This window comes from Rahnella variigena, assembly GCF_003610915.1.
In the GTDB taxonomy this organism is placed as follows: Bacteria; Pseudomonadota; Gammaproteobacteria; order Enterobacterales; family Enterobacteriaceae; genus Rahnella; species Rahnella variigena.
Genome location: NZ_NSDJ01000001.1, coordinates 695,125 through 719,977, shown reverse-complemented (window position 1 = coordinate 719,977; position 24,853 = coordinate 695,125). Strand labels below are relative to the sequence as shown.

Below are 24,853 nucleotides of genomic sequence, written 5' to 3'. Positions count from 1 at the left end.
GATGAAACGACAGTCCAGACTTGATGCGCCAGTTCGATACTGGGATGAAGATTTACCTAAACAGGCAGACGATCAGAAAGCTCCGCCGCAGCTGATCCGGGTGAATGAAATCAATGATGTGTGGATGGAGATCCCGCGTTATGTGAATCATGGTTGGGGTGGGCTATGGTTTTTTTCAATAATCTCATTCTTTCCATTGATTACAATCATTATTTTTATTCTGGCGCCAGGGGTTGCTTCTAATCCACTACTGCTAATTACATCTGGCATAATAATTTTTGTTTTTGTTTCACTGCTTATACATTTTTTTAAGATCGTTTTATTTGAACCCCGGGGCGCACCTGTTCGTTTTAACCGCAAGCGGCAGAAAGTCTATGTATATGAATATCAGCGCAGCGTCTGGCCCTGGAAGCGCTGGCGGGTGGTGATCAAGGTATTTGACTGGGCCGATATTCAGGGAGAACGGGTGCAGCTGGCGGGACATGCAGACTGGGGGCACCGGATATACTGCGCGGTTTGTAAACCGGGAACATATGAGGTCGTGGACCGGTTTGTGCTCGCCTGGACGGTGGGCAATCTGCGCGATGCTTACAGTTTATGGAGCCACTGCTGCCACTACATGGAAGCCAGACCGGTGCCTAAAAACCCGCTGCTGACCGATAAGCCAGCAGACTGGACGCCGTTCAGAACGGTACGCTGGCCGTCAGATGTTGAGCGTGAATCAACCACCGCAACAGGATGATGTGATGAAACGACAGTCCAGGCTTGATGCGCCAGTTCGATACTGGGATGAAGATTTACCTAAACAGGCAGACGATCAGAAAGCTCCGCCGCAGCTGATCCGGGTGAATGAAATCAATGATGTGTGGATGGAGATCCCGCGTTATGTGAATTACGGGTGGGGGGGACAATGGTTCTCCTCTATTACTGCTTTATTTTGCCTACCTTTCTGTTTTTTGTTTCTTTCACTCCCAGACTTCGTAATTAATATTCCAATTGTATTATTACTCTTCATTCTCCTAGCTGAATTTGGATTACTTTTCTTTTGTATCTTTGGATTCAGATCTGTTTTATTTGAACCCCGGGGCGCACCTGTTCGTTTTAACCGCAAGCGGCAGAAAGTCTATGTATATGAATATCAGCGCAGCGTCTGGCCCTGGAAGCGCTGGCGGGTGGTGATCAAGGTATTTGACTGGGCCGATATTCAGGGAGAACGGGTGCAGCTGGCGGGACATGCAGACTGGGGGCACCGGATATACTGCGCGGTTTGTAAACCGGGAACATATGAGGTCGTGGACCGGTTTGTGCTCGCCTGGACGGTGGGTAACCTGCGCGATGCTTACGGTTTATGGAGCCACTGCTGCCACTACATGGAAGCCAGACCGGTGCCTAAAAATCCGCTGCTGACCGATAAGCCAGCAGACTGGACGCCGTTCAGAACGGTACGCTGGCTGCCTGATGTTGAGCGTGAATCAACAACGGATCGCCCTTAACCCGTGATCTGATACCCCATCTCCCGCCAGATCCCCGGCAGTTCGCGCATGTCGTGGAAAGTCGTCACCAGCGGGTGATCCAGCGGCGGGTTATGCGGATCGGCGCAGTAGTAAAACACCGGGATGCCTGCGGTGATCCCGGCCTGTGCGCCTGCCACTGAATCTTCTACCAGAATGCAGTTCTCCACCGGCACGTTCATGACCTCGGCGGCTTTGTACAATACCGCCGGATCGGGTTTCCAGCGCTGCAAATCGTAGCCGCTGAACAGCTTATCGCCCATGAAAGGCAGCAAACCTGTCAGTCCGAGGGAGTGCTGCATTTTGGTGACCGGGCCGTTGGAGACGACGCACATTGGCACGGTAATGTGTTCCAGCAATTCACGCGCACCGTCAATCGGCTCAAGTTTAGTGTCGAAAAGCCGCGCGACGTGCTGGCGGAACACCACTTCCATTTCTTCTTTCGGCACATCGATACCGTGCTCTTTATTCACAATTGCGACGATTTCGTAAAGTTTGACGCCTTTGTATTTCTTATACATTTCGTCGAAAGAAACCGTCACACCAAAATGCGCGAACATTTCGACGTAGGCTTCGCAGCACAACAATTCACTGTCCACCAGCGTACCGTCGCAATCAAAAAAGACACATTCAACCTGTGACATACTTTCTCCCTGTGAGCGTTTCATCTATTGGCGTGCATTATGGCACTGTACCCGAACGATAGATTTAATCCCATACATCCAGTGCTGGCGCTTTCGGGCTAAAATCCTTAGGATACCCCCCGATTGTTTTTCCCCCATTTTGGAACTCACCAATGAGCACACCACAGAGCAATGCGACTGCGGGTAAAGGTCTGGCTGAACGTCTGTTTAAACTGACGCAGCACGGCACCACCGTACGCACCGAAACTATCGCCGGTTTAACTACCTTCCTGACCATGGTCTATATCGTTTTCGTGAACCCGCAGATCCTGGGTGTTGCGGGGATGGATAAACAGGCCGTGTTCGTGACCACCTGCCTGATTGCCGCGTTCGGCAGCATCCTGATGGGCGTGATCGCCAACCTTCCGGTCGCTCTGGCACCGGCGATGGGTCTGAATGCGTTCTTTGCTTTTGTGGTCGTGGGCGCGATGGGCGTTTCCTGGCAGATCGGGATGGGCGCGATTTTCTGGGGCGCGGTCGGCTTGCTGCTGCTGACCATTTTCCGCATCCGTTACTGGATGATTGCCAATATTCCGGTCAGTCTGCGCGTGGGCATTACCGCCGGTATCGGGCTGTTTATCGGCATGATGGGGCTGAAAAACGCCGGCATTATCGTTCCGAACCCTGACACCATCGTCACCATCGGTAATCTGACCTCGCACAACGTGCTGCTGGGCGTACTCGGGTTCTTCATTATTGCCGTGCTGGCGTCGCGTAATTTCCATGCCTCGGTGCTGGTGTCGATTATTGTCACCACCGTGATTGGCCTGATGATTGGCGACGTGCATTACACCGGTTTCTGGTCGATGCCGCCAAGCATCACCACGGTTGTCGGTCAGGTGGATCTGAAAGGCGCGCTGAATATCGGTCTGGCGGGCGTCATCTTCTCCTTCATGCTGGTGAACCTGTTTGACTCCTCCGGCACGCTGATCGGCGTGACCGACAAGGCCGGTCTGGCGGATGAGAAAGGTAAATTCCCGCAGATGAAACAGGCGCTGTATGTAGACAGCGTATCTTCCGTTGCCGGCGCATTTATCGGCACGTCTTCTGTGGGCGCTTACATTGAAAGCACCTCCGGCGTGTCCGTCGGTGGCCGTACCGGTCTGACTGCGGTTGTCACCGGTTTGCTGTTCCTGCTGGTGATCTTCATTTCCCCGCTGGCCGGCATGGTGCCGGAATACGCCGCAGCGGGTGCGCTGATTTATGTCGGCGTACTGATGACTTCCAGCCTGGCGCGCGTGTCATGGGATGACCTGACCGAAGCCGTTCCGGCGTTCGTTACTGCGGTGATGATGCCATTCAGTTTCTCGATCACTGAAGGTATCGCGCTGGGCTTCATCTCTTACGTGGTGATGAAACTGGGCACCGGCCGCTGGAAAGAAATCAGCCCCTGTGTGGTTGTGGTTGCGCTGCTGTTCGTGCTGAAAATCGCGTTCGTAGACGGGCATTAATCCGCTGACGTCTGCTTAACGCCGATAAAAAACAGCCCGCATTTTGGACTGACCCCATAAAGTTGGACAGTTCATGTTAAGCGGCTTTCAGGGCCTGGGTTCGGTATTCTACCGGACTCAGGCCTTTTAATTTCAGGCTTATTCTTTCGTTGTTGTAGTAATGGATATACCCCTCTATCGCCTCCCTCAGTTCCCTGAGACTCCCGAACTGGCTCAGGTAAAAACACTCCGATTTCAGCGTACCGAAGAAGTTCTCCATTACAGCATTATCCAGGCAGTTTCCTTTACGCGACATACTTTGCGTTATGCCCTCTGCCTTTAATTTTGCCTGATAGGCTGCCATTCGATACTGCCAACCCTGATCCGAGTGCAACAACGGGGCATCTTCTGGACTGAGCTTTGCGAACGCATCACGCAGCATAGTATTCACCATTTCCATCACCGGTCTTTCCGACAGGCTGTATGAGATGATTTCCCGGTTAAAAAGATCGAGAACCGGTGACAGGTACAACTTTTTACCCTGTATCGAGAACTCTGTAACATCCGTAACCCACTTTTCGTTGGCTTTTGATGCACTGAAGTCCCGACTCAGGATGTTGGAGGCTGCCTTGCCCGCTTCCCCTTTCCAGGCGCGATATTTCTTCACCCTGATAAGCGACCGGAGCGACACCTCTGCCATCAGCCGCTGTACTGTTTTATGGTTCACCAGTAGCCCCTGCTTTCTCAGTGAGAGCGTGATCCTGCGGTAACCATAACGCCCTTTATGATGGTGGTATATCTCTCTGATTTTGTCTTTCAGTCCGGCATGCCTGTCCACTCGCTTCAGCGCGTTCATATTGTGATACCACGTACTGCGGGACATCCCCGCTGCACGCAGAAGGTCACTAAGCGCATAATTACGCCTTAGCTCACTGATTATTGCGGCTTTTTGCCGTTTTTCTCGCTTTGAACTAAGGCCTTTAGCTTTTTTAGGTAGGCATTCTCTGCACGCAGGTAACGGAGCTCAGCCCGCAGCTCTTCGGGAGATAACTTTTCCAGCGCCTCATCGGTAAGTGGGGATGCTTTTTTGGGTTTTGTCATGCCTTTGCTCCGGCCGGGTTTTATGCTCAGAAGTCCATTCTCACCAGCGTCTTTGTAGACATTAACCCAGTGCCGGACGACGGTCTCGTTTGAGATATTAAACCGTGCGGCAGCTTCGCGCATTGAAAGTTCTTCACCGAGAACAGTCCGGACAACAGCAATCCGGAATGCCGGAGAATGGCGGTCATTTTTCCAGGTAATGCCATCAATACCGTGTAATTGCCAGGCTCTGACCCAGCGACGAACGGATGTTCTTTCGACACCAAAACGTTCTGCGGTCCGTTGTGTCCCGTCATTGCCGTAGAGGTAATGGCTGACCACAGCCATTCTGGTTTCGAGGGTATATTTTGGCTTCGCCATAAAAAACTGCACCTTACTCAGTTGGGTGTCCAACTTTTGGGGTGCAGTCCATTTGCGGGCTGTTTGCATTTCTGATGACCGGAATTATTTGCTGACGCGGCGGGTATAGTCGGCAAATGCCGTCAGCTGGCCGCACAGGAAATCGAGCGTCCCCTGATCAACCACTTCGCCTGTCTGCTCATCCACTTTGCTCTGAATGACGCCACCCATGAATTCAGGTTTGTTCATGACCATGGCATCAAGGAAAACCAGGATCTGGCGCAGGTGATACTGGCAGCGTGCGCCACCGACCGGACCCATTGAACTGGTTTGGATCAGCACGGGCTTTCCGGCCAGCGGCTGGTTTGGCAAACGTGAAATCCAGTCGATGGCATTTTTCAGGCCACCCGGTACGGAATAGTTATATTCCGGCGTGACGATAATGACGCCATCCGCCTGACGGATTTGTTCCGCAATCGCTTCAACATCCGCCGGAAAGCCTTCTTCCTGCTGAATATCCGCATCATAGAGTGGAATGGCACCGATGGAAGGTAATGCTTCAATCACGATGCCCTCAGGGGCGACATTCGGTAATGTACGCGCCACCATGTCGTTGTATGACGCTTTACGAAGACTACCTAACAGTGTGACAAACTTCAGTGGTGTAACTGACATGGCTAACTCCTGTTATGGATGATTTTACGAAAGGAACTGCCTGTAACCATAAACGAAAAACGGGTCGACGAGCGTAAACATAAGTGAAGTTTTATTTAGCAGGCGGCAGACTGATGAATTTCATAAAGTGCGGTGATTCGGACTGCTGATCTGTGGAAAGTGTTTGTGTGCGGGTGAAACCGTTTTCGGGTTCATAGCGCCAGCACTGCAAGCGGATTATCGAGGGGGATTGCGCGCATGACCAGGTTATCGACCCTTCAATATCACTCATTACCTGCGCCTCCGGTGTCACGGCAGACCGCAAACGGCCAGAAGCCGGATTCAGGCTGAGCGTCAGCGGACCCTGATCGTTGAGGCCGGACATCTTCAGCATGCTCTGGCGGATACACCACAGTTGCAGCGAGGATTCCACAGGATCGGATTGCATGGCAATCCAGGTTTTCTCCACCGCAGAAAGCTGTAACTGCTGTTGCGGATTCACCAGCGCACTGCGGGCATGAATGATTTCGAGATCCAGACCGACTTTCCCTTCGCTGCTGATTAAGACACCGACAGTGCTTCCGGCATACGCCAGGCTGAAATCAGGGAGATCAAGGGATTCGAAACTCGGACGACCGCTGGGTAAGGTGATCACGTTAGGTAGTTCAGCAATTCCGTACAGGTAGAAAATCATTTCTGCCAGAAGCACGCGGCCGTTTAAGAAACGCTTGCGCTGTTTTTCGGAAAGGTGTTTTGCGAATAATACGATCTCTTTGGGCAACCGGTGTGTATCCGGTTCTGCATCCGTCATTGCCCATCTTGCAAAATGGCACGCCATTGTTCACTCCATGATTAATGGTTCGACCGTATTTTCTCAATTGTTCTAAAGAATAACATTAAGAGAAATCATTAAAAACCGCTTAAAACTCGCAGTGGCGCACACTTCATTCACTTTTCAGACAGATTTTCATCACCATAAAGTGAAACAAATCACAGTTTTAATCGCCAGTTGAGAAGAAATCTCATCGGAATGATGTTCTGGATTTTCACTCATACGATCCGGGTTCCAGATATATCTACTATAGCAACATAAAGAATCGTCAGAAAATGCCGTTACTAGTTAAGCAGCGATCTCGCTGCTTCGCCTGTGAGTACCCTAAAATGTTAAAAACAACGCAATCCCGCTTTATCGCATTGATCAGCTTGTTTTTTATTGTGCTGGTCATCGTTACGCTTATCGTGATCCAGGTCTTTATTGCTCCTCAGCTGAAACAAACGGAAAGTAATCTGGTGGCTAACCAGGTGGATGATGTGGCCGTCGCCATTAACGATCGCCTGAATAAAGTTGAGTCTCAGGTACGCACCATCACCCAGACCGTCGCACAAATGGACAGCGACAGTATCGACCGGCTGCTGCCTGCTCTGGTTGATCAGTATGGTGATGCCGCCGTGTTTGGTGGCGGTATCTGGCCGTTGCCGAACCAGCGCGATCCCGCAAAAATCAAATTCAGCACCTTCTTTGCCCGGAACAGTAATAATCAGCTGACGGTGAATACTTTCTGGAACAGCGCAGAATCGCCGAATTATTTCGATCAGTCCTGGTATCTCGCAGCATCTAAAGGTGAAAAGGGGCAGTGCGTCTGGGCTCCGGCCTATTTCGATGACGCCAGCACCCAGCCACGCACCAACTGTGCGATGCCGATTTATAAAGGCGACAAACAGTGGGGCGTTGCCACTATCGACGTGACGCTGGGCTTCTTTAACCAGCTGGTGACGGAAATGGAGAAAAAGGTTCACGCGACAATTTATATTGTGGAGAAAGACGGCACCATTGTCGGGACCAGCCATTCCACGGATGAAAAGCTGCCGAAACTGGCGTCTCTGGGCGAAACTTCTCCGCTGGCGATGCAAATCCGCAAAGGTCTGGATCAGATTAACGATCAATCCTCTCTGGTGGCGGATTACGACAACGACGGCACGTCGCATACGATGTTCATGAGTAAAATTCAGGGCCCGTGGTATATCGCCACCGATATGCCGACCAGTCAGTTGCTGGCGCGCAGCCATAGCATTCTGACGAGTCTCGGGCTGGTACAAATCCCGATGGTCTTACTGCTGCTGATTGTACTGATTGCGGCGATTAAAGTGTTTATGCGCCAGCTTGCAGCACTGAATAAAAATATCGCTCAGCTTTCAGCGGGCGGCGCGGATTTAACCCGACGCTTACCGGACAGCCGCAGTCCTGAGTTCAATCAGATCAACCAGAGTTTCAACAGCTTCCTGTCTTTCCTGCAATCCATTTTGCGTCAGGTCGGTGACAGCAGTCTGGCGATTACCTCGGCGTCGCGCCAGATTGCCAGCGGTAACCTGGACTTGTCCGCGCGAACTGAAGAACAGGCCAGCTCAATTGTCGAAACGGCAGCCTCAATGGAACAGCTGACCAGCACCGTTAAGCAAAATGCAGCCAATGCGGAGGGCGCTAACCAGCTGGCGCGTGATGCATCGGCAGTCGCGGAAAAAGGTTCGGAAGTGGTGAAGCAGGTGGTTGAAACGATGGGGTCGATCACCCGTTCCTCCCACAAAATCGTCGATATCATCAGTGTGATCGACGGCATCGCTTTCCAGACCAACATTCTGGCGCTGAATGCGGCGGTAGAAGCAGCGCGTGCCGGTGAACAGGGGCGCGGTTTTGCCGTGGTGGCCTCCGAAGTGCGCAGTCTGGCGCAACGCTCGGCGACCTCTGCGCGTGAAATCAAAAAGTTGATTGAAGATTCTGTGGCGGATATTTCCACCGGCAGCAATCTGGTGGCAACGGCGGGGACGACAATGGATGAAGTCATGGGCGGCGTGAACAACGTGGCGACACTGATGAACGAAATCATGTCTTCCAGTCAGGAGCAAAGTCTGGGCATCGAGCAGGTAAACGTGGCCATCACGCAGCTGGATAACGCCACGCAGCAGAACGCCGCGCTGGTCGAACAGGTTTCTGCCGCCGCGCAGGCGATGCAGGATCAGACCGTTCAGCTGGAAACCGTGGTTGCGGGCTTTAAGCTCTGATTTCGTCTGATTCAAAATGTTCAAAACTGAGCGGTAGTGAGCGATCACTTACCGCTTTTTGTTTTGCGCAGTGATCAGTAAAAAGTGTTTTCAGTCATGTAGTTAATCAGGCTGGTCAGTTTAGCGCGCGGCCTGAAATCAGGCAGATACACCAGATGCACCACCCGGGGTTTCGGGATAAAAGACTCCAGCACCGGGATCAGCTTGCCGCTGGCGATATCCTCCGCCAGCAGGACTTTGGGCTGCAACAGCAAACCGGCGCCTTCCAGTGCCGCAGCACGCAGCGCATGACCGTCGTTGGACACATAGCGGCTGTTAACCGGCCACGCTGACGTGGTGCGTTCTGCATTCGCCAGATGCCAGCCTTCGCTCTGATTCCAGACGGTATGCACCAGACACGGATGCGTTTTCAGGTCTTCGGGCGTCGCGGGCGTGCCGAACTGCTGCAAATACCCCGGAGACGCGCAGATCACCATTTCATAAGGTTTCATCGGCTTCGCGACCAGCCGGTCATCGCCGATTTCGCCAATACGAATTGCTGCGTCAAAACCTTCGCCGATCAAATCCACCCTCGCGTTACTCAGTATCAGCTCTACATTCACTTTGGGATGTGTTTGCAGATAACGGGCCAGCATCGGTGCTATAACGCTCGAGCCAAGGGATACCGGCGCGCTGACCCGCAGCAATCCGGTCGGTACGCTTTGCAGGCTTTCCATCGCGCTTTCCGTGAATTTCATCTGATCCAGCACCCGTTTGCCGTTTTCATAAAACACTTCACCGGCATCGGTCAGGCTTTGCCTGCGCGTAGTGCGTTGCAGCAGACGGGCATTGAGATGTTTTTCCAGTTGCTGAATGTGTTTACCGACCATCACCGCCGAAATCCCCAGTTTTTCCGCCGCAGTGCTGAAATTTCCGGATTCTACTACGCTGACAAAGACTTCAATATTCCGCAGCTTATCCACATTACAAACCCTGAGTTAGTACAGAACGAATAATACGAGTCTATATCTAACTCTCAGTTTGGTGAAAGATGATCCAACAAACAACGTTGAGGAAGCTGTGATGAAAATTTTAGTGATTGGCGGGACGGGTACATTGGGTAAAGCGGTGATCCGGGAATTCGGGGCAGAACATGAAATTATCACCGCAGGCAAGACGCGCGGTGATTTTCAGGTCGATATCACCGATGAAAACAGCGTAAAAGCGCTTTTCAAAAGTACCGGGAAAGTCGATGCGATTATCGCGACGACCGGCAGCCTGCACTTTGGCCCGCTGACTGAAATGACCGCAGAGCAATTCAATATCGGCTTGCAGGATAAACTGCTCGGGCAGGTACGCATTGCGCTGATCGGTCAGTCATTCCTTAAAGATGGCGGCTCCGTCACCCTGACCAGCGGGATCATTGCTGATGAACCTATCCGTCAGGGCGCAAACGCCACCACGGTCAATGCGGCTGTGGAAGGTTTTGTCCGTGGTGCGGCGATTGAACTGCCACGCGGCATCCGCATCAACGTGGTCAGCCCGACCGTAGTAGAAGAGTCGCTGAAAGCTTACGGCCCGTTCTTCTCGGGCTTTGAAGCCGCTCCGGCGGCTCGCGTGGCGAAAGCGTATCGCCGCAGCGTGGAAGGGGCGCAGACCGGACGTGTTTATAAAGTCTGGTAAGCTGTAATACTTTGAATACAATAAAAAACCCACATTTTGCAATGTGGGTTTTGTTTGATGCGAAGGGCGGATTACTTACCGATACAGAAGCTGGAGAAGATGCGCCCCAGCAAGTCATCCGACGTAAATTCGCCAGTGATTTCGCTCAGCGACTGCTGCGCCATGCGCAGTTCCTCTGCCAGTAATTCACCGGCCCGGGCGCCAAGCAGCTGGTCTTTACCCTGAACCAGATGCTGTGCGGCGTCTTCCAGTGCGTGCAGATGACGGCGACGGGCGAGGAATCCACCTTCCATATTGTGATTAAAGCCCATGACCTGTTTCAGATGGTCACGCAGCAGATCAACGCCATCGCCGGTTCGGGCTGAAAGCCGAATAAGTGAGTGACCATTTACTTCGGTTTGCCCCAATGCTTCGCCGGTGATATCGGCTTTATTACGCACAACGACAATCGGTAAAGACGCGGGCAGACGTGCCATAAACTCTGGCCAGATTTCCGCGGGCTCAGTCGCGGCGGTTGTGGTGCCATCTACCATAAACAGCACTAAGTCAGCCTGTTCGATCTCATTCCATGCACGTTCAATACCAATGCGCTCAACTTCATCGCTGGCTTCGCGTAACCCGGCGGTGTCGATAATATGCAAAGGCATACCGTCGAGGTGGATGTGTTCGCGTAAAACGTCACGCGTGGTGCCCGCGATATCGGTAACGATCGCCGCTTCACGACCGGCCAGCGCGTTCAGCAGGCTGGATTTACCGGCGTTCGGACGCCCGGCAATTACCACTTTCATCCCTTCGCGCAGCAAGCTGCCCTGACGTGCTTCAGCACGTACCGCATCCAGATCGCCCATCACTGTATTGAGTTTGGCTTCGATTTTGCCGTCAGACAGGAAGTCGATTTCTTCATCCGGGAAGTCGATAGCGGCTTCAACAAAGATCCGCAGGTGAGTGAGTGCTTCCACCAGATGATGAATACGGTGAGAGAAAGCGCCCTGAAGTGAGTTAACTGCAGAACGTGCGGCCTGCTCGGAACTGGCGTCGATAAGATCGGCAATCGCCTCTGCCTGTGCCAGATCGAGCTTATCGTTGAGGAAAGCACGCTCAGAGAATTCGCCCGGACGCGCAATGCGCACGTTTTCCAGCGCGATAATGCGTTTAAGCAGCAAATCCAGGATCACAGGGCCGCCGTGGCCTTGCAGCTCAAGCACGTCTTCACCGGTGAAGGAATTCGGGCCGGGAAACCACAGCGCGATGCCCTGATCCAGCGTGCTGCCGTCTGCATCCTGAAACGGCAGATAATCGGCATAACGCGGCTTGGGCAGTTTACCTAAGACAGCCTGTGCCACATCACGCGCCGCACGGCCGGAAATGCGCAAAATGCCCACACCACCGCGGCCGGGTGGGGTTGCCTGGGCAATAATGGTATCTGAGGTGCTCATAGCAATGATCTCTGTTGGTCTTTTTATGGATATGCAAAAGGCGGTCAAATGACCGCCTTTGTCTTTTATCATCAAGTTTAGCGGTCAGGACGAAAGCCGCCCTGACATTCACTTATGACTTTTTCTTGTCGCGGCTGTGCAGGCCACGTTTTTCCAGCCCGCGATAAATCAGCTGCTGCTGGAGAATGGTTACCAGGTTACTGACGATGTAGTACACCACCAGACCGGACGGGAACCACAGGAAGAACACGGTGAAGATGACCGGCATGAAGGTCATGATCTTCTGCTGCATCGGGTCAGTGACGGTGGTCGGCGACATCTTCTGAATGAAGAACATCGTGATACCCATCAGAACCGGCAGAATGTAGTACGGGTCTTGCGCTGACAGGTCATGGATCCACAGGATGAATGGCGCGTGGCGCAATTCAATGGAACCAGACAGCATGTAATACAGTGCCAGAAAGATTGGCATCTGAATAACCAGCGGCAGACAACCACCCAGCGGGTTCACTTTCTCAGACTTATACAGCGCCATCATTTCCTGACTCATGCGCTGTTTGTCATCACCGATACGTTCACGCATGGCGGCCAGTTTTGGCTGCAGCATACGCATTTTCGCCATCGACGTGTACTGAGCGCGGGTCAGTGGGTACATGATACCGCGGACAATAAAGGTGATTACGATGATCGAGAAGCCCCAGTTACCGACGAACCCTTGAATGAATTTCAACAGTTTGAACAGTGGCTGAGAGATGAACCATAACCAACCGTAGTCAACAGTCAGATCAAGGTGAGGCGCGATGGCCGCCATCTTGTCCTGAATTTCCGGGCCAACCCATAGAGTGGAAGCCACTTGTTGTTGTGCGCCTGGTGCAACGGTAAACGGCGTGCCTTTGAAACCAATCGAAGAAATGCCGTTGTTGGTGCTGGTAAAGAAGGTATTGGTGTCTTTCGCTGACGGGATCCATGCAGTCGCAAAGTACTGCTGCAGCATCGCAACCCAACCGCCCTGAGTGGTGACATTCAGTACTTCGCTCTTATCGAACGCGTACTTCTGATATTTGTCATCACTTGACGAGTATGCCGCGCCGCGGAACGTGTGCAGAGCAAAGTTATTGCTGCCGGTGTCACGGTGCTTAGGCAATTCGGTGGTTTGTTTCAGCTGACCGAACAGAGTCAGTTCAAGCGGAGCTGCTGTGGTGTTGTTGATATTGTATTCAACACTCACCGCGTAAGAGCCACGTTTGATCACGAAGGTTTTGGTGTAAATCGCACCGTTTGCCGCCGTGTAAGTCATCGGAATGCGCAGTTCAGACTGGCCTTCAGACATCGTGAAGTTATCCGAGCTGGTCTGGAACAGAGGACGTTCGCCGTTAGCCGGATTATCTGGACCGTTTTTACCTGTCAGACCGCTTTGTGCCTGATAGATGAAATTAGGAGTGGTTTCCAGTAACTGGAAAGGCTGGTCAGAGCCCAAAGTCGTCGGGTAAGCCTTCAGCAGAGCCTGCTCAATGTCGCCACCACGGGTGTTGATTGTTAATGACAGCACATCACTGTTAACTGTAATTAATTTGCCCTGTCCGCTACCAGGAACAGCCTGGTTAGCAGCATCACCGTTTGCAGTGTTCGCAGTCTGTTGCGTGGTCTGGTTGGCCGGTTGCGGAGCGTGGTCCGTTTGCCATGCCTGCCAGATCATGAAAGACACGAACAGCAGAGCGATGAGGAAAAGATTGCGTTGCGAATCCATCGTTAGAGTTCTCTGTTATTGTCGGTTTTCGGCGGTACGGGGTCATCACCACCTGGGTTCAAAGGATGGCATTTTAATACGCGTTTCAAAGTCAACCAACTGCCTTTTAACATGCCAAAACGACCAATTGCTTCAATACCGTATTGAGAGCAGGTTGGTCGAAAGCGGCAATGTGGCCCGAGCAACGGACTGATGAATAACTGATAACCACGTATCAGCTTTATCAGGATGCGGGAGCCTGTCGGCAATGTCGACGCCATAATTTCTCCAACGCTTCCGTCAGCGCGCGATTATCTAAATCGGCGACACCCTTCTTGGCGACCACCACAAAATCCATCGACGGCAGCGTATGCTGATTCAACCGGAAACTTTCGCGGGTTAGGCGTTTAATCCGATTGCGTTCATGTGCGCGTTTGACGTGTTTTTTTGCGACGGTGAGACCGATGCGGGGATGCCCCAGCTCGTTCAGGCGGCCGAGTATAGTGATTTGCGGCGTGCCAGCCCGTTGTGGCTGCTGGAAGACGAAAGTGAAATGACGGGGAGTTAACAAACGTAACTCCCTGGGAAAAGCGAGCTTAACCACTAAATAGGTTAGCTTTTATTACTTAGAAGCTGACAGACGGGTACGGCCTTTCGCACGACGGCGAGCCAGAACCTGACGACCATTTTTGGTGGCCATACGAGCACGGAAGCCGTGGCTACGGTTGCGCTTCAATACGGACGGTTGGAAAGTGCGTTTCATGGCGATTTCTACCTAAACTTAAATTATTACTGATCAGTAAACGCGAAGACATTTCGGCGAAAAAAAGACCGGTGCCTTTGTCGCAACATATAAAGAAGCGGGATTGTAATAACTGTACAGTCCTGAGTCAATTTACATTGCCAGAAATGGTTCAAGTGTTTACCAGAATTGCCCGTGGTCACACCGCAATATCCATCTGGTTATGACCATCAGGAACACAGGCTTCACACGTAGGGCTGAAGATTATACGGACTCTGCCGTAAATCGCAAGGATCCTCGCCTGATCCTTATCCACAGGGCGGAGATCTTTCTCGCAATGTGATGAAATTTAGCTCAGCGGACTCCTATTTTTTCACCACAGTGATGATTACATCGCCTATTTTAAAAAGGATCGGCTAAGCTTACCCACTTGCCGACCGCTGCCTGTGGATAAAAAGGATCTAAACTGTCAGGAAGGGGAGGATCTCTGTGTCGGATTGCGTTATGATCCGCCATTCCGATCGCGATCCCGGCTGGGTAGCTTTCGACACAAACCGTAAAAAGCGGTTCGCACGTGACTTTACGCCACTGACAGGGTGGTGAGAGAAATTTCCCCCATCCCCTTATACAGGCAGGCGGGACGTGTGCCAAAAATCATGATTTAAAAAATATCCTGATCCTTTTCTTTTTTGATACTTGTTCGAGTGGAGTCCGCCGTGTCACTTTCGCTTTGGCAGCAATGTCTTGCCCGTTTGCAGGATGAACTACCTGCCACAGAATTCAGTATGTGGATACGCCCCCTGCAGGCGGAACTCAACGACAATACGCTGGCGCTTTACGCCCCGAATCGTTTTGTCCTTGATTGGGTTCGTGACAAATACTTAAACAATATTAACGGCTTGCTCAACGATTTCTGTGGGGCGGATGCGCCGTTGCTGCGTTTTGAAGTCGGCAGCAAACCCATGATTCAGCGCGTCAGTCAACCCGTTGCGGCCAGCGTCAGTTCTCAGACTGCACCTGCTATTCCGCGTCTGGCGCCTTCACGTCCGAGCTGGGACAGTTCGCCTGTTCAGCCCGAGCTTTCATACCGCTCGAACGTCAATCCAAAACACACTTTTGATAACTTCGTAGAAGGTAAGTCTAACCAGCTGGCCCGCGCGGCGGCGCGTCAGGTGGCGGACAATCCGGGCGGCGCCTACAACCCGCTCTTCCTTTATGGTGGCACCGGTCTGGGTAAAACCCACTTATTGCATGCGGTCGGTAACGGCATCATGGCGCGTAAAGCCAATGCAAAAGTGGTGTACATGCACTCCGAGCGCTTTGTGCAGGACATGGTAAAAGCCCTGCAAAACAACGCCATTGAAGAGTTCAAACGTTACTACCGTTCAGTCGATGCGTTGCTCATCGATGACATCCAATTCTTTGCTAATAAAGAACGTTCCCAGGAAGAGTTCTTCCACACCTTTAATGCCCTGCTGGAAGGCAATCAGCAGATCATCCTGACCTCGGATCGTTATCCAAAAGAGATCAACGGTGTTGAAGATCGTCTGAAATCGCGTTTCGGCTGGGGCCTGACGGTGGCGATCGAGCCGCCAGAATTAGAAACCCGCGTGGCGATCCTGATGAAAAAGGCCGACGAGAACGATATCCGTCTGCCGGGCGAAGTTGCCTTCTTTATAGCTAAACGTCTGCGTTCTAATGTGCGTGAGCTTGAAGGCGCACTGAACCGCGTGATCGCCAATGCCAACTTTACCGGCCGTGCGATTACCATCGACTTCGTTCGTGAAGCGTTGCGCGATTTGTTAGCGCTTCAGGAGAAGCTGGTCACTATCGATAATATTCAGAAAACAGTGGCCGAATATTATAAAATCAAGGTCGCTGACCTGCTTTCCAAACGGCGCTCCCGTTCGGTAGCCCGCCCACGCCAGATGGCGATGGCGCTGGCGAAAGAGCTGACCAACCACAGCCTGCCAGAAATCGGCGATGCGTTCGGTGGTCGGGACCATACCACGGTGTTGCACGCCTGCCGTAAAATCGAGCAGTTGCGTGAAGAAAGTCACGACATCAAAGAAGATTTCTCCAACTTAATCAGAACATTATCTTCCTAGCGCTATGAAATTTATTGTTGAACGTGAGCATTTGCTGAAACCACTGCAACAGGTCAGTAGCCCGCTGGGTGGACGACCGACGTTGCCTATTCTGGGTAACCTGTTATTACAGGTGACGGATGGCGCGCTGTCGCTGACCGGGACGGATTTGGAAATGGAGATGGTGGCGAAAGTCGCGCTGTCTCAGCCACATGAAGCGGGTGCCACCACGGTACCGGCGCGTAAATTCTTTGATATCTGCCGTGGATTGCCCGAAGGCGCGGAAATTTCCGTTGCTCTCGATGGCGACCGCATGCTGGTAAAATCAGGCCGCAGCCGTTTCTCGCTGTCGACCTTACCGGCAACAGATTTCCCTAATCTCGACGACTGGCAAAGCGAAGTAGAATTCACCCTGCCGCAGGCCACGTTGAAACGTCTGATCGAAGCCACGCAGTTTTCTATGGCGCATCAGGACGTTCGTTATTATTTAAACGGCATGTTGTTCGAAACCGAAGGTGAAGAACTGCGTACTGTTGCGACCGACGGTCACCGTCTGGCCGTATGTTCGATGCCAATCGGCCAGTCTCTGCCGTCGCATTCAGTCATCGTGCCGCGTAAAGGCGTGATGGAACTGGTGCGTCTGCTTGACGGCGGTGACACCACATTGCAGCTGCAAATCGGCAGCAACAATATCCGTGCTCACGTCGGCGACTTTATCTTTACGTCCAAACTGGTTGACGGTCGTTTTCCTGACTATCGCCGCGTGTTGCCGAAAAATCCGGACAAAACGCTGCAGGCCGGGTGCGATTTGCTGAAACAGGCATTTGCCCGTGCAGCGATCCTGTCCAATGAAAAATTCCGCGGCGTGCGTTTGTATGTCAGCCATAACCAGCTGAAAATCACCGCGAATAACCCGGAACAAGAAGAAGCAGAAGAAATTCTGGATGTCGGCTACGAAGGCACCGAAATGGAAATCGGCTTTAACGTCAGTTACGTGCTCGACGTGCTGAATGCGCTCAAGTGCGAAGACGTTAATCTGCTGCTGACAGACTCTGTTTCCAGCGTGCAGATCGAAGACGCTGCGAGCCAGTCGGCGGCTTACGTCGTTATGCCAATGAGGCTCTGATCGGGCTATCTTACTTGTCATTTTGCGATTGGGCAGTGCTCGCAATGCTCACGTACTTGAGTACGCTCCGCTTGTTGTGCGCTGTCCGCACGCAAACTGACCGCGACGAAGACGCCCTGGAATTGGTTTAGATGGCCTTAACGCGCTTACTGATAAAAGATTTCCGCAACATCGAGGCGGCGGATTTAGATCCGTCGCCCGGTTTTAACTTTCTGGTCGGTCCCAATGGCAGCGGTAAAACCAGCGTGCTCGAAGCGGTCTATACGCTGGGGCATGGCCGCGCTTTTCGCAGTTTGCAGGCCGGACGGGTTATCCGTCACGATCAGCCGGAGTTTGTTCTTCACGCCCGTGTAGATGACGGCGGCGATCGTGAGTTGTCGATTGGCCTGAGTAAAAGCCGTCAGGGCGACAGCAAAGTGCGCATTGATGGCACTGACGGTCATAAAGTGTCTGAACTGGCACAAATGCTGCCGATGCAACTGATCACACCCGAAGGCTTCACCCTGCTCAACGGCGGACCGAAGTACCGGCGGGCATTTATTGACTGGGGTTGTTTTCATCACGACCCCGGTTTTTTTATCGCCTGGAGCAACCTGCGACGGTTACTCAAGCAGCGCAACGCCGCGCTGCGACAGGTGAGTCGTTATGCGCAAATTCGTGCCTGGGATCAGGAACTGATCCCGTTAGCCGAGCGCATTAGCGAATGGCGGGCAGCGTACAGCGACGCGATCGCGGCTGATATCAGCGCGACCTGCGCACAATTCCTGCCTGAATTCGCCCTCAGTTTTTCTTTCCAGCGTGGATGGGACAAGGAGACTGAGTACGGCGAGTTGCTGGAGCGTAATTTTGAGCGCGACAGAGCCTTAACTTACACCGCATCAGGCCCGCATAAAGCGGATTTCCGCATTCGTGCCGACGGCACGCCGGTGGAAGATTTACTGTCCCGTGGACAGCTGAAGCTACTGATGTGTGCGCTGAGACTGGCGCAGGGTGAGTTTCTCACCCGACAGAGCGGGCGGCGTTGCCTGTATCTTCTTGACGATTTTGCCTCTGAGCTGGACGCCGACCGACGTCGGTTGCTGGCCGATCGCCTGAAAGCCACCCAGGCACAGGTTTTTGTCAGTGCGATAAGCGCTGAGCAAGTGACCGACATGATGGGTGAAAAGGGCAAGATGTTCCGCGTGGAACAAGGTAAAATAGCCGTTCTATCACAGGACTAAAAATGAGCGAGAAACGTTGATGTCGAATTCTTATGACTCCTCAAGTATCAAGGTATTAAAAGGGCTGGACGCGGTGCGTAAGCGCCCCGGCATGTATATCGGCGATACCGATGACGGCACTGGTCTGCACCACATGGTATTCGAGGTTGTGGACAACGCTATCGACGAAGCCCTCGCGGGCCACTGTAAAGAGATTCAGGTCACGATCCATGCGGATAACTCTGTTTCCGTACAGGATGATGGTCGTGGTATTCCGACCGGTATTCATGAAGAAGAGGGCGTTTCTGCTGCTCAGGTCATCATGACCGTTCTTCATGCCGGCGGTAAATTTGACGATAACTCGTATAAAGTTTCCGGTGGTCTGCATGGCGTGGGTGTTTCCGTCGTTAACGCCCTGTCGGAAAAACTGGAACTGGTTATCCGCCGCGAAGGCAAAGTCCATACTCAGACTTACGTGCACGGTGAGCCTCAGGATCCGCTGAAAGTGATTGGCGATACTGACGTGACCGGTACCACGGTACGTTTCTGGCCAAGCTTCAACACCTTCACCAATCACACTGAATTCGAGTATGACATTCTGGCGAAACGCCTGCGCGAACTGTCATTCCTGAACTCCGGCGTGGCTATCCGCCTGCTGGATAAACGTGATGGTAAAAATGATCACTTCCATTATGAAGGCGGTATCAAAGCTTTCGTGGAATATCTGAACAAAAACAAAACCCCAATCCATCCGACCGTGTTCTATTTCTCCACGGTAAAAGATGACATTGGCGTTGAAGTGGCGTTGCAGTGGAACGATGGTTTCCAGGAAAATATTTACTGCTTCACCAACAACATTCCACAGCGCGATGGCGGGACTCACTTAGCCGGTTTCCGTTCGGCGATGACCCGTACCCTGAACGCGTACATGGATAAAGAAGGCTACAGCAAGAAATCTAAAATCAGCGCCACCGGTGACGATGCCCGTGAAGGCCTGATTGCTGTGGTGTCGGTGAAGGTTCCGGATCCTAAGTTCTCTTCTCAGACCAAAGACAAACTGGTTTCTTCCGAAGTGAAAACGGCCGTTGAAACGCTGATGAACGAGAAGCTGGTGGATTACCTGATGGAAAACCCGTCAGACGCCAAAATCGTTGTCGGTAAAATCATCGACGCGGCGCGTGCCCGTGAAGCGGCGCGTAAAGCGCGTGAAATGACCCGTCGTAAAGGCGCGTTGGATCTGGCTGGCTTGCCAGGCAAACTGGCGGACTGTCAGGAACGTGACCCGGCGCATTCCGAACTGTACTTAGTGGAAGGGGACTCAGCGGGCGGCTCTGCAAAACAAGGCCGTAACCGTAAGAACCAGGCGATTCTGCCGTTGAAAGGTAAAATCCTCAACGTCGAGAAAGCGCGCTTCGACAAAATGCTCTCTTCTCAGGAAGTGGCAACGCTGATTACCGCACTCGGTTGCGGCATTGGCCGTGACGAATACAACCCGGACAAATTGCGCTATCACAGCATCATCATCATGACCGATGCCGACGTCGATGGTTCACACATCCGTACCCTGCTGCTGACCTTCTTCTACCGTCAGATGCCTGAAATTGTAGAACGTGGCCACGTGTTTATCGCACAGCCGCCGTTGTACAAAGTGAAAAAAGGTAAGCAGGAACAGTATATTAAAGATGACGAAGCGATGGATCAGTATCAGATTTCCATCGCCATGGACGGGGCAACGTTACACGCCAACGCCCATGCACCGGCCCTGGCGGGTGAACCGCTGGAGAAACTGGTGGCTGAACATCACAGCGTGCAGAAAATGATTGGCCGTATGGAACGTCGTTATCCGCGTGCGCTGCTGAACAACCTGATCTATCAGCCAACCCTGCCGGGTGCGGATCTGACCGATCAGGCGAAAGTTCAGGCCTGGATGGAATCGCTGGTGGCGCGTCTCAACGAGAAAGAGCAGCACGGCAGTTCTTACAGCGCGATCGTGCGTGAAAACCGCGAACATCAGCTGTTCGAACCGGTTCTGCGTATCCGTACGCACGGTGTCGATACGGATTACGATCTGGATGCAGACTTCATTCAGGGCGGCGAATACCGCAAAATCTGTGCGCTGGGCGAACAGCTGCGCGGCCTGATCGAAGAAGATGCTTACATCGAACGTGGCGAACGCCGTCAGCCAGTGACCAGCTTCGAACAGGCGCTGGAATGGCTGGTGAAAGAGTCCCGTCGTGGTCTGTCGATTCAGCGATATAAAGGTCTGGGCGAAATGAACCCTGATCAGCTGTGGGAAACCACCATGGATCCTGAGCAACGTCGCATGTTACGTGTGACCGTGAAAGATGCCATTGCCGCTGACCAGTTGTTTACCACGCTGATGGGCGATGCGGTTGAACCGCGCCGCGCCTTCATCGAAGAGAACGCGCTGAAAGCCGCCAACATCGATATCTGATAATCGATATCTGATAACGGTATGAGCCGATACAGAGTCCGAACGGGAAACCGCTTCGGACTTTTTTTCGTCTGTGCGAACCCGCTTTCCGGCTGGCTTTACAGCCGGTAATCGCGATAGCATTGAGGAAGATTTCTTAAACTCTGAGGATGCTATGGCTATTGAATTAATTGCAATTGATATGGACGGGACGTTGCTCAATCCGCAGCATGAAGTGACGCCTGCCGTTAAAAAAGCGTTGTCAGAAGCACGGGCGAAAGGTGTGCAAATCGTTCTGGCGACCGGGCGTCCGTTCGTCGGCGTGCAGCGTTACCTGATGGAACTGGATTTGCAGCAGGACGGTTGTTACTGCATCACCAATAACGGTGCGCTGGTACATAATGCCAAAGATGGCAGCGTGATTGCCGAAGTAGCCCTCAGGATTGAAGATTATCACTACTTTGAACAACTGGCGCGCGAGCTGGGTGTGCATTTCCATGCACTCACCAAAACTGACCTGTTTACCGCCAACCGCTTTATCAGCAAATACAGCGTGCATGAATCTTTCACCACCGGCATTCCGTTGCAGTTCTGTCCGGCAGACGAAATGGATCCGGCGCTGACCTTCCCGAAAGTGATGATGATTGATGATCCTGAACTGCTGGATCGCGCCATCAGTCAGCTTCCGGCCGAAGCCAAAGAACGCTATACCATCATGAAAAGCTCGCCGTACTTCCTCGAAATTCTGGATAAACGCGTCAATAAAGGCGAAGGCGTGAAAGTGCTGGCGGAAAAACTGGGTATCGCGCGCGAGAGCGTAATGACGCTGGGCGACCAGGAAAACGACATCGCTATGCTGGAATACGCCGGAATTGGTGTCGCAATGGGCAATGCGCTGGACAGCGTGAAAGCCGTCAGCCAGTTCGTCACCAAAACTAACACCGAAGACGGCGTGGCGTTTGCGGTCGAGAAGTTTGTTCTGAACGACTGAGTTGGCAGAAAGGAACCTCGCAGCCATGGAAAAACAATTAACCTCTGATGCCCGCGGGCATCAGCTGACTAACATTAATGTCTGGACGCCGGACAGCCAGTGGCTGGTGTACGACGTGCGTCCGCATGGCGGTTCTTTCACCGGCTCAACCATTGAGCGGGTGAATGTCGAAACCGGTGAGGCGGAAGTGGTTTATCAGGCGCAAGATGGCGCACATGTGGGAGTGGTAACGGTCAGCCCCGACCTTCCCGCCCGTTATGCGTTTATTCATGGCCCGGAAAATCCGGATGCCAGCTGGCAGTACGATTTTCACCATCGTCGCGGCGTTATCGTGTCTGAGCCCTTCTGTGAAAAGGCGGTCACGCTGGATGCGATGGATATTACCGCGCCTTATACCGCCGGAGCCCTGCGCGGCGGCACGCACGTCCACGTTTTCAGTCCGGACGGTTCGCGTCTGAGTTTTACCTATAACGACCATGTTTTACATGAACTGGATCCGGCTCTCGACCTGCGCAATGTCGGTATTGCCCTTTCCGGCTATGCCGTTACGCCGCCAAAATATCACCCTCGTGAATACGATGGCAGCCATTACAGCGTACTGGTCAGCGAAACAACGCCTGCTCCTCAGCCCGCCAGCAATGATATCAACCGTGCTTATGAAGAAGGCTGGATCGGGCAGGAAGGCTATGTAAAAGCCGACGGTTCCCGGCAGCGTTGGGCGCTGGCCTTTATCGGCGATACCCTTTCTGCTGATGGCAAAAAGCATCCGGAAATCTTCGTGGTGGATTTACCTGAGAACGATGCGGATTACCGTCAGGCGGGTGATAAACCTTTGCAAGGCACGCCGGAAACATTGCCTGCGCCACCGGCGGGCGTGAAGCAAAGACGGATCACGTTCACTGAAATGGGCATTGCCCTGCAACCGCGTCACTGGCTGCGCACGTCAGCGGATGGCGCACAGATTGCGTTTCTGATGAAGGATATAAACGATGTGGTTCAGGTCTGGACGGTGTCACCCAACGGCGGTGAACCTGTGCAGATCAGTCATTCTGACAACGGCATTCAGTCGGCATTCAGCTGGAGCCCGGACGGAAAATCGCTGGCGCTGGTCTGCGATAACAGCGTGATGCGTCTTGATGTTAAAAGCGGAGTAATGCAGCGTTTGACGCAGAGAACAGAGATTGCGCCTTGCGCCGATGCGGTAGTGTATTCACCGGATGGCGGCAAAGTGGCGTTTATGCGTCAGTGCGGAGAATTCGCTCAGATTTTTGTGACCGACGCTCAGTAGCGCATTGAGTAAACCGGCCAGGTTTCGAAAGGATCTCATCATGTTGGCCGGTTTTTTACGCTTATTTTTTATGCGTTGAAGACTTGTGTCCGCGATCGGTGGTGGTCATTGGCGGAACGTGGTCAATATCCACGCCATTGCTCAGCGCAATATTGTGTTCTTCACTCGCTCTGACGCGATCGCGCGTCGTCACTTTTCCGCTGCGGTAATAATCATAAGGCAGTAATACCGTATCCAGCAGGGCGCTGAAGGGTAAATCAATGAGCAGCAGAGGCGTCATCGCCCAGCTGGTATCATCGCTTTTCATCATGTTCACATCAGCACGTGCACCTGAATAATATCCGGTGTCTCCCCCGGTATGGCTCATCACGCTGGAACAACCGCTCGTCGCTAAAAAAACACATCCTGTCATCAGCGGCGTCAGTGCAAATTTAATCATGTTAGAACTCATCTTATGCTGTCAGGCTGAGCTTTTAAGTCAAAGTGACTTATACCACTCAGCACAAAAAATTAACAAAGCAAGCTGTAGCTCTGTGGCTGCGATCCCACTAAGTGTAATTACTATTTGAAATCTTGCAGGAATCTGCCTGCTCTCCCTGGCTTTTCGCTCTGACCTGTCATGTATTTTGGCTGTCAGCATATAAACAACAGCCAAATTTTTTTGTTTTTACCGGCTTGAAAAAATCCCTTTCGTCTCCATTTTTACTGTACGACGCAGGAGGAGGAACGCCGGAAGGGTTCTCCTGTCATCACTGCGACGCTGGCCTGTCCGAATGGAAGGCTATTTAAAAATACTCGCTGAATATCAGGAGAAGTGGGCATGCGTAATTTTGATTTATCCCCGTTATATCGTTCTGCCATTGGTTTTGACCGTTTATTTAATCTTATCGAATCGGGTCAGAATCAGGGCGGCGGCTATCCCCCATATAATGTCGAGCTGGTTGACGAAAACCATTACCGGATTGCTATCGCGGTCGCGGGTTTTGCCGAGTCAGAGCTGGACATCACGGCCCATGACAACATGCTGGTGGTGAAAGGCGCACATGCACCGACTGAAACCGACCGCACTTATTTATATCAGGGCATCGCTGAACGTAATTTCGAACGCAAATTCCAGCTGGCGGAACATATTCAAATAAAAGCCGCCAATCTGTCGAACGGTTTGCTGTATATCGATCTGGAACGCATCGTTCCTGAAACGTCCAAACCGCGGCGTATCGAAATCCGCTGATTTGTCGGCAATAAGTGCCGGCACTAAGTCACTGGCGGCCATCGTTATTGACCGCCAAAAAATGAAAAAGTTTAGGCTCGCCGTCAGGGAGCTGCACCGTCACATCCAGACAGGATGACGGAATGTTAAATCTCGCTTCAAAGAAGGAGTTATACC

The 24,853-nt window shown here is 52.4% G+C and carries 23 protein-coding genes; 12 read left to right on the top strand and 11 right to left on the bottom strand.

Annotation, left to right across the window (positions count from 1 at the left end; translation table 11 throughout):
• Position 1: 1 nt before the first annotated feature.
• Together CKQ54_RS03335 and CKQ54_RS03330 are read left to right on the top strand one after the other, a co-directional pair.
• Positions 2 to 742, top strand: coding sequence for a DUF6708 domain-containing protein (locus CKQ54_RS03335; RefSeq protein ID WP_120349661.1), 741 nt, complete (start codon positions 2 to 4; stop codon positions 740 to 742).
• Between the two features lie 4 nt (positions 743 to 746).
• Positions 747 to 1,493: a DUF6708 domain-containing protein gene (locus CKQ54_RS03330; protein WP_120163955.1), complete on the top strand. Its 747-nt coding sequence runs from the start codon at positions 747 to 749 to the stop codon at positions 1,491 to 1,493.
• Here CKQ54_RS03330 and yieH read toward each other — a convergent pair.
• Complete coding sequence (yieH, locus tag CKQ54_RS03325; RefSeq protein ID WP_120163956.1) at positions 1,490 to 2,155, bottom strand: 6-phosphogluconate phosphatase; 666 nt, start codon at positions 2,153 to 2,155, stop codon at positions 1,490 to 1,492. The two genes, CKQ54_RS03330 and yieH, sit on opposite strands and share 4 nt — an antisense overlap.
• Before the next feature lie 152 nt (positions 2,156 to 2,307).
• On the opposite strand from yieH, the gene CKQ54_RS03320 reads away from it, so the two are divergent.
• Positions 2,308 to 3,645, top strand: a complete 1,338-nt coding sequence (locus tag CKQ54_RS03320) for an NCS2 family permease (RefSeq protein ID WP_112292033.1) — start codon at positions 2,308 to 2,310, stop codon at positions 3,643 to 3,645.
• A gap of 76 nt (positions 3,646 to 3,721) precedes the next feature.
• Here CKQ54_RS03320 and CKQ54_RS03315 read toward each other — a convergent pair.
• The 3 genes from CKQ54_RS03315 to CKQ54_RS03305 form a co-directional block, all read right to left on the bottom strand.
• Positions 3,722 to 5,085 (bottom strand): IS3 family transposase gene (locus CKQ54_RS03315; RefSeq protein WP_120349660.1). Its coding sequence is split into 2 segments (ribosomal slippage): positions 3,722 to 4,596 and positions 4,596 to 5,085, totalling 1,365 coding nucleotides; the frame shifts between segments, so codons are not numbered across the junction.
• An 84-nt stretch (positions 5,086 to 5,169) separates the two neighbouring features.
• Positions 5,170 to 5,739, bottom strand: coding sequence for an NADPH-dependent FMN reductase (locus CKQ54_RS03310; protein ID WP_120163116.1), 570 nt, complete (start codon positions 5,737 to 5,739; stop codon positions 5,170 to 5,172).
• Between the two features lie 91 nt (positions 5,740 to 5,830).
• Positions 5,831 to 6,556 carry a 4'-phosphopantetheinyl transferase family protein gene (locus CKQ54_RS03305; protein ID WP_112287214.1) on the bottom strand — a complete coding sequence of 242 codons (726 nt, stop codon included), beginning with the start codon at positions 6,554 to 6,556 and terminating at the stop codon, positions 5,831 to 5,833.
• A 323-nt stretch (positions 6,557 to 6,879) separates the two neighbouring features.
• On the opposite strand from CKQ54_RS03305, the gene CKQ54_RS03300 reads away from it, so the two are divergent.
• On the top strand, positions 6,880 to 8,775 hold the full coding sequence (locus tag CKQ54_RS03300; RefSeq protein ID WP_120163117.1) for a methyl-accepting chemotaxis protein: 1,896 nt from the start codon (positions 6,880 to 6,882) through the stop codon (positions 8,773 to 8,775).
• 74 nt (positions 8,776 to 8,849) lie between these two features.
• Here the strand turns inward: CKQ54_RS03300 and CKQ54_RS03295 are convergent, their stop codons facing one another.
• Entirely contained in the window at positions 8,850 to 9,737 is an 888-nt protein-coding gene (locus CKQ54_RS03295; RefSeq protein ID WP_120163118.1) for a LysR family transcriptional regulator, read from the bottom strand.
• A 100-nt stretch (positions 9,738 to 9,837) separates the two neighbouring features.
• Here CKQ54_RS03295 and CKQ54_RS03290 point away from each other — a divergent pair, with 100 nt between their 5' ends.
• Positions 9,838 to 10,437 (top strand): short chain dehydrogenase, encoded by a 600-nt coding sequence (locus tag CKQ54_RS03290; protein WP_120163119.1) that lies wholly within the window; start codon positions 9,838 to 9,840, stop codon positions 10,435 to 10,437.
• A 71-nt stretch (positions 10,438 to 10,508) separates the two neighbouring features.
• Here the strand turns inward: CKQ54_RS03290 and mnmE are convergent, their stop codons facing one another.
• From mnmE to rpmH, 5 genes are all read right to left on the bottom strand, one after another.
• Positions 10,509 to 11,873: a tRNA uridine-5-carboxymethylaminomethyl(34) synthesis GTPase MnmE gene (gene mnmE, locus CKQ54_RS03285; RefSeq protein ID WP_112287217.1), complete on the bottom strand. Its 1,365-nt coding sequence runs from the start codon at positions 11,871 to 11,873 to the stop codon at positions 10,509 to 10,511.
• Between the two features lie 112 nt (positions 11,874 to 11,985).
• Positions 11,986 to 13,620 carry a membrane protein insertase YidC gene (gene yidC, locus CKQ54_RS03280; protein ID WP_113876819.1) on the bottom strand — a complete coding sequence of 545 codons (1,635 nt, stop codon included), beginning with the start codon at positions 13,618 to 13,620 and terminating at the stop codon, positions 11,986 to 11,988.
• A 2-nt stretch (positions 13,621 to 13,622) separates the two neighbouring features.
• Positions 13,623 to 13,880: a membrane protein insertion efficiency factor YidD gene (gene yidD / locus CKQ54_RS03275; protein WP_112287219.1), complete on the bottom strand. Its 258-nt coding sequence runs from the start codon at positions 13,878 to 13,880 to the stop codon at positions 13,623 to 13,625.
• Entirely contained in the window at positions 13,844 to 14,203 is a 360-nt protein-coding gene (rnpA, locus tag CKQ54_RS03270; protein ID WP_071823635.1) for a ribonuclease P protein component, read from the bottom strand. Before rnpA ends, yidD begins: the two co-directional genes overlap by 37 nt.
• An 18-nt stretch (positions 14,204 to 14,221) precedes the next feature.
• On the bottom strand, positions 14,222 to 14,362 hold the full coding sequence (gene rpmH / locus CKQ54_RS03265; RefSeq protein ID WP_009637487.1) for a 50S ribosomal protein L34: 141 nt from the start codon (positions 14,360 to 14,362) through the stop codon (positions 14,222 to 14,224).
• Positions 14,363 to 15,057: 695 nt separating this feature from the next.
• On the opposite strand from rpmH, the gene dnaA reads away from it, so the two are divergent.
• The 6 genes from dnaA to CKQ54_RS03230 all read left to right on the top strand — a co-directional run bounded on the left by dnaA (position 15,058) and on the right by CKQ54_RS03230 (position 23,466).
• Entirely contained in the window at positions 15,058 to 16,449 is a 1,392-nt protein-coding gene (gene dnaA, locus CKQ54_RS03255) for a chromosomal replication initiator protein DnaA (protein ID WP_112287221.1), read from the top strand.
• Between the two features lie 4 nt (positions 16,450 to 16,453).
• Complete coding sequence (dnaN, locus tag CKQ54_RS03250) at positions 16,454 to 17,554, top strand: DNA polymerase III subunit beta (protein WP_013573353.1); 1,101 nt, start codon at positions 16,454 to 16,456, stop codon at positions 17,552 to 17,554.
• A gap of 131 nt (positions 17,555 to 17,685) precedes the next feature.
• Positions 17,686 to 18,774 (top strand): DNA replication/repair protein RecF, encoded by a 1,089-nt coding sequence (gene recF / locus CKQ54_RS03245; RefSeq protein ID WP_113876820.1) that lies wholly within the window; start codon positions 17,686 to 17,688, stop codon positions 18,772 to 18,774.
• A 19-nt stretch (positions 18,775 to 18,793) separates the two neighbouring features.
• On the top strand, positions 18,794 to 21,208 hold the full coding sequence (gene gyrB, locus CKQ54_RS03240; RefSeq protein ID WP_112287223.1) for a DNA topoisomerase (ATP-hydrolyzing) subunit B: 2,415 nt from the start codon (positions 18,794 to 18,796) through the stop codon (positions 21,206 to 21,208).
• A gap of 154 nt (positions 21,209 to 21,362) precedes the next feature.
• Positions 21,363 to 22,178, top strand: coding sequence for a sugar-phosphatase (yidA, locus tag CKQ54_RS03235; RefSeq protein ID WP_120163120.1), 816 nt, complete (start codon positions 21,363 to 21,365; stop codon positions 22,176 to 22,178).
• Positions 22,179 to 22,203: 25 nt separating this feature from the next.
• The gene (locus CKQ54_RS03230) at positions 22,204 to 23,466 is read left to right on the top strand and encodes a YidR family protein (protein WP_120163121.1); all 1,263 of its coding nucleotides are present in this window, start codon (positions 22,204 to 22,206) and stop codon (positions 23,464 to 23,466) included.
• Positions 23,467 to 23,527: 61 nt separating this feature from the next.
• Here CKQ54_RS03230 and CKQ54_RS03225 read toward each other — a convergent pair whose 3' ends face one another.
• Entirely contained in the window at positions 23,528 to 23,905 is a 378-nt protein-coding gene (locus CKQ54_RS03225; RefSeq protein ID WP_120163173.1) for a YceK/YidQ family lipoprotein, read from the bottom strand.
• Between the two features lie 381 nt (positions 23,906 to 24,286).
• On the opposite strand from CKQ54_RS03225, the gene ibpA reads away from it, so the two are divergent.
• Positions 24,287 to 24,697: a small heat shock chaperone IbpA gene (gene ibpA, locus CKQ54_RS03220; protein WP_112287226.1), complete on the top strand. Its 411-nt coding sequence runs from the start codon at positions 24,287 to 24,289 to the stop codon at positions 24,695 to 24,697.
• Positions 24,698 to 24,853 lie beyond the last annotated feature (156 nt).

What these genes read in the sequence shown, in the direction of transcription:
- CKQ54_RS03335 (WP_120349661.1), top strand. Translation starts at nt 2, where the DNA reads ATGAAACGACAGTCCAGACTTGATGCGCCAGTTCGATACTGGGATGAA.
- CKQ54_RS03330 (WP_120163955.1), top strand. Translation starts at nt 747, where the DNA reads ATGAAACGACAGTCCAGGCTTGATGCGCCAGTTCGATACTGGGATGAA.
- yieH (WP_120163956.1), bottom strand. Translation starts at nt 2,155, where the DNA reads ATGTCACAGGTTGAATGTGTCTTTTTTGATTGCGACGGTACGCTGGTG.
- CKQ54_RS03320 (WP_112292033.1), top strand. Translation starts at nt 2,308, where the DNA reads ATGAGCACACCACAGAGCAATGCGACTGCGGGTAAAGGTCTGGCTGAA.
- CKQ54_RS03310 (WP_120163116.1), bottom strand. Translation starts at nt 5,739, where the DNA reads ATGTCAGTTACACCACTGAAGTTTGTCACACTGTTAGGTAGTCTTCGT.
- CKQ54_RS03305 (WP_112287214.1), bottom strand. Translation starts at nt 6,556, where the DNA reads ATGGCGTGCCATTTTGCAAGATGGGCAATGACGGATGCAGAACCGGAT.
- CKQ54_RS03300 (WP_120163117.1), top strand. Translation starts at nt 6,880, where the DNA reads ATGTTAAAAACAACGCAATCCCGCTTTATCGCATTGATCAGCTTGTTT.
- CKQ54_RS03290 (WP_120163119.1), top strand. Translation starts at nt 9,838, where the DNA reads ATGAAAATTTTAGTGATTGGCGGGACGGGTACATTGGGTAAAGCGGTG.
- mnmE (WP_112287217.1), bottom strand. Translation starts at nt 11,873, where the DNA reads ATGAGCACCTCAGATACCATTATTGCCCAGGCAACCCCACCCGGCCGC.
- yidC (WP_113876819.1), bottom strand. Translation starts at nt 13,620, where the DNA reads ATGGATTCGCAACGCAATCTTTTCCTCATCGCTCTGCTGTTCGTGTCT.
- yidD (WP_112287219.1), bottom strand. Translation starts at nt 13,880, where the DNA reads ATGGCGTCGACATTGCCGACAGGCTCCCGCATCCTGATAAAGCTGATA.
- rpmH (WP_009637487.1), bottom strand. Translation starts at nt 14,362, where the DNA reads ATGAAACGCACTTTCCAACCGTCCGTATTGAAGCGCAACCGTAGCCAC.
- dnaN (WP_013573353.1), top strand. Translation starts at nt 16,454, where the DNA reads ATGAAATTTATTGTTGAACGTGAGCATTTGCTGAAACCACTGCAACAG.
- recF (WP_113876820.1), top strand. Translation starts at nt 17,686, where the DNA reads ATGGCCTTAACGCGCTTACTGATAAAAGATTTCCGCAACATCGAGGCG.
- gyrB (WP_112287223.1), top strand. Translation starts at nt 18,794, where the DNA reads ATGTCGAATTCTTATGACTCCTCAAGTATCAAGGTATTAAAAGGGCTG.
- yidA (WP_120163120.1), top strand. Translation starts at nt 21,363, where the DNA reads ATGGCTATTGAATTAATTGCAATTGATATGGACGGGACGTTGCTCAAT.
- CKQ54_RS03230 (WP_120163121.1), top strand. Translation starts at nt 22,204, where the DNA reads ATGGAAAAACAATTAACCTCTGATGCCCGCGGGCATCAGCTGACTAAC.
- CKQ54_RS03225 (WP_120163173.1), bottom strand. Translation starts at nt 23,905, where the DNA reads ATGATTAAATTTGCACTGACGCCGCTGATGACAGGATGTGTTTTTTTA.
- ibpA (WP_112287226.1), top strand. Translation starts at nt 24,287, where the DNA reads ATGCGTAATTTTGATTTATCCCCGTTATATCGTTCTGCCATTGGTTTT.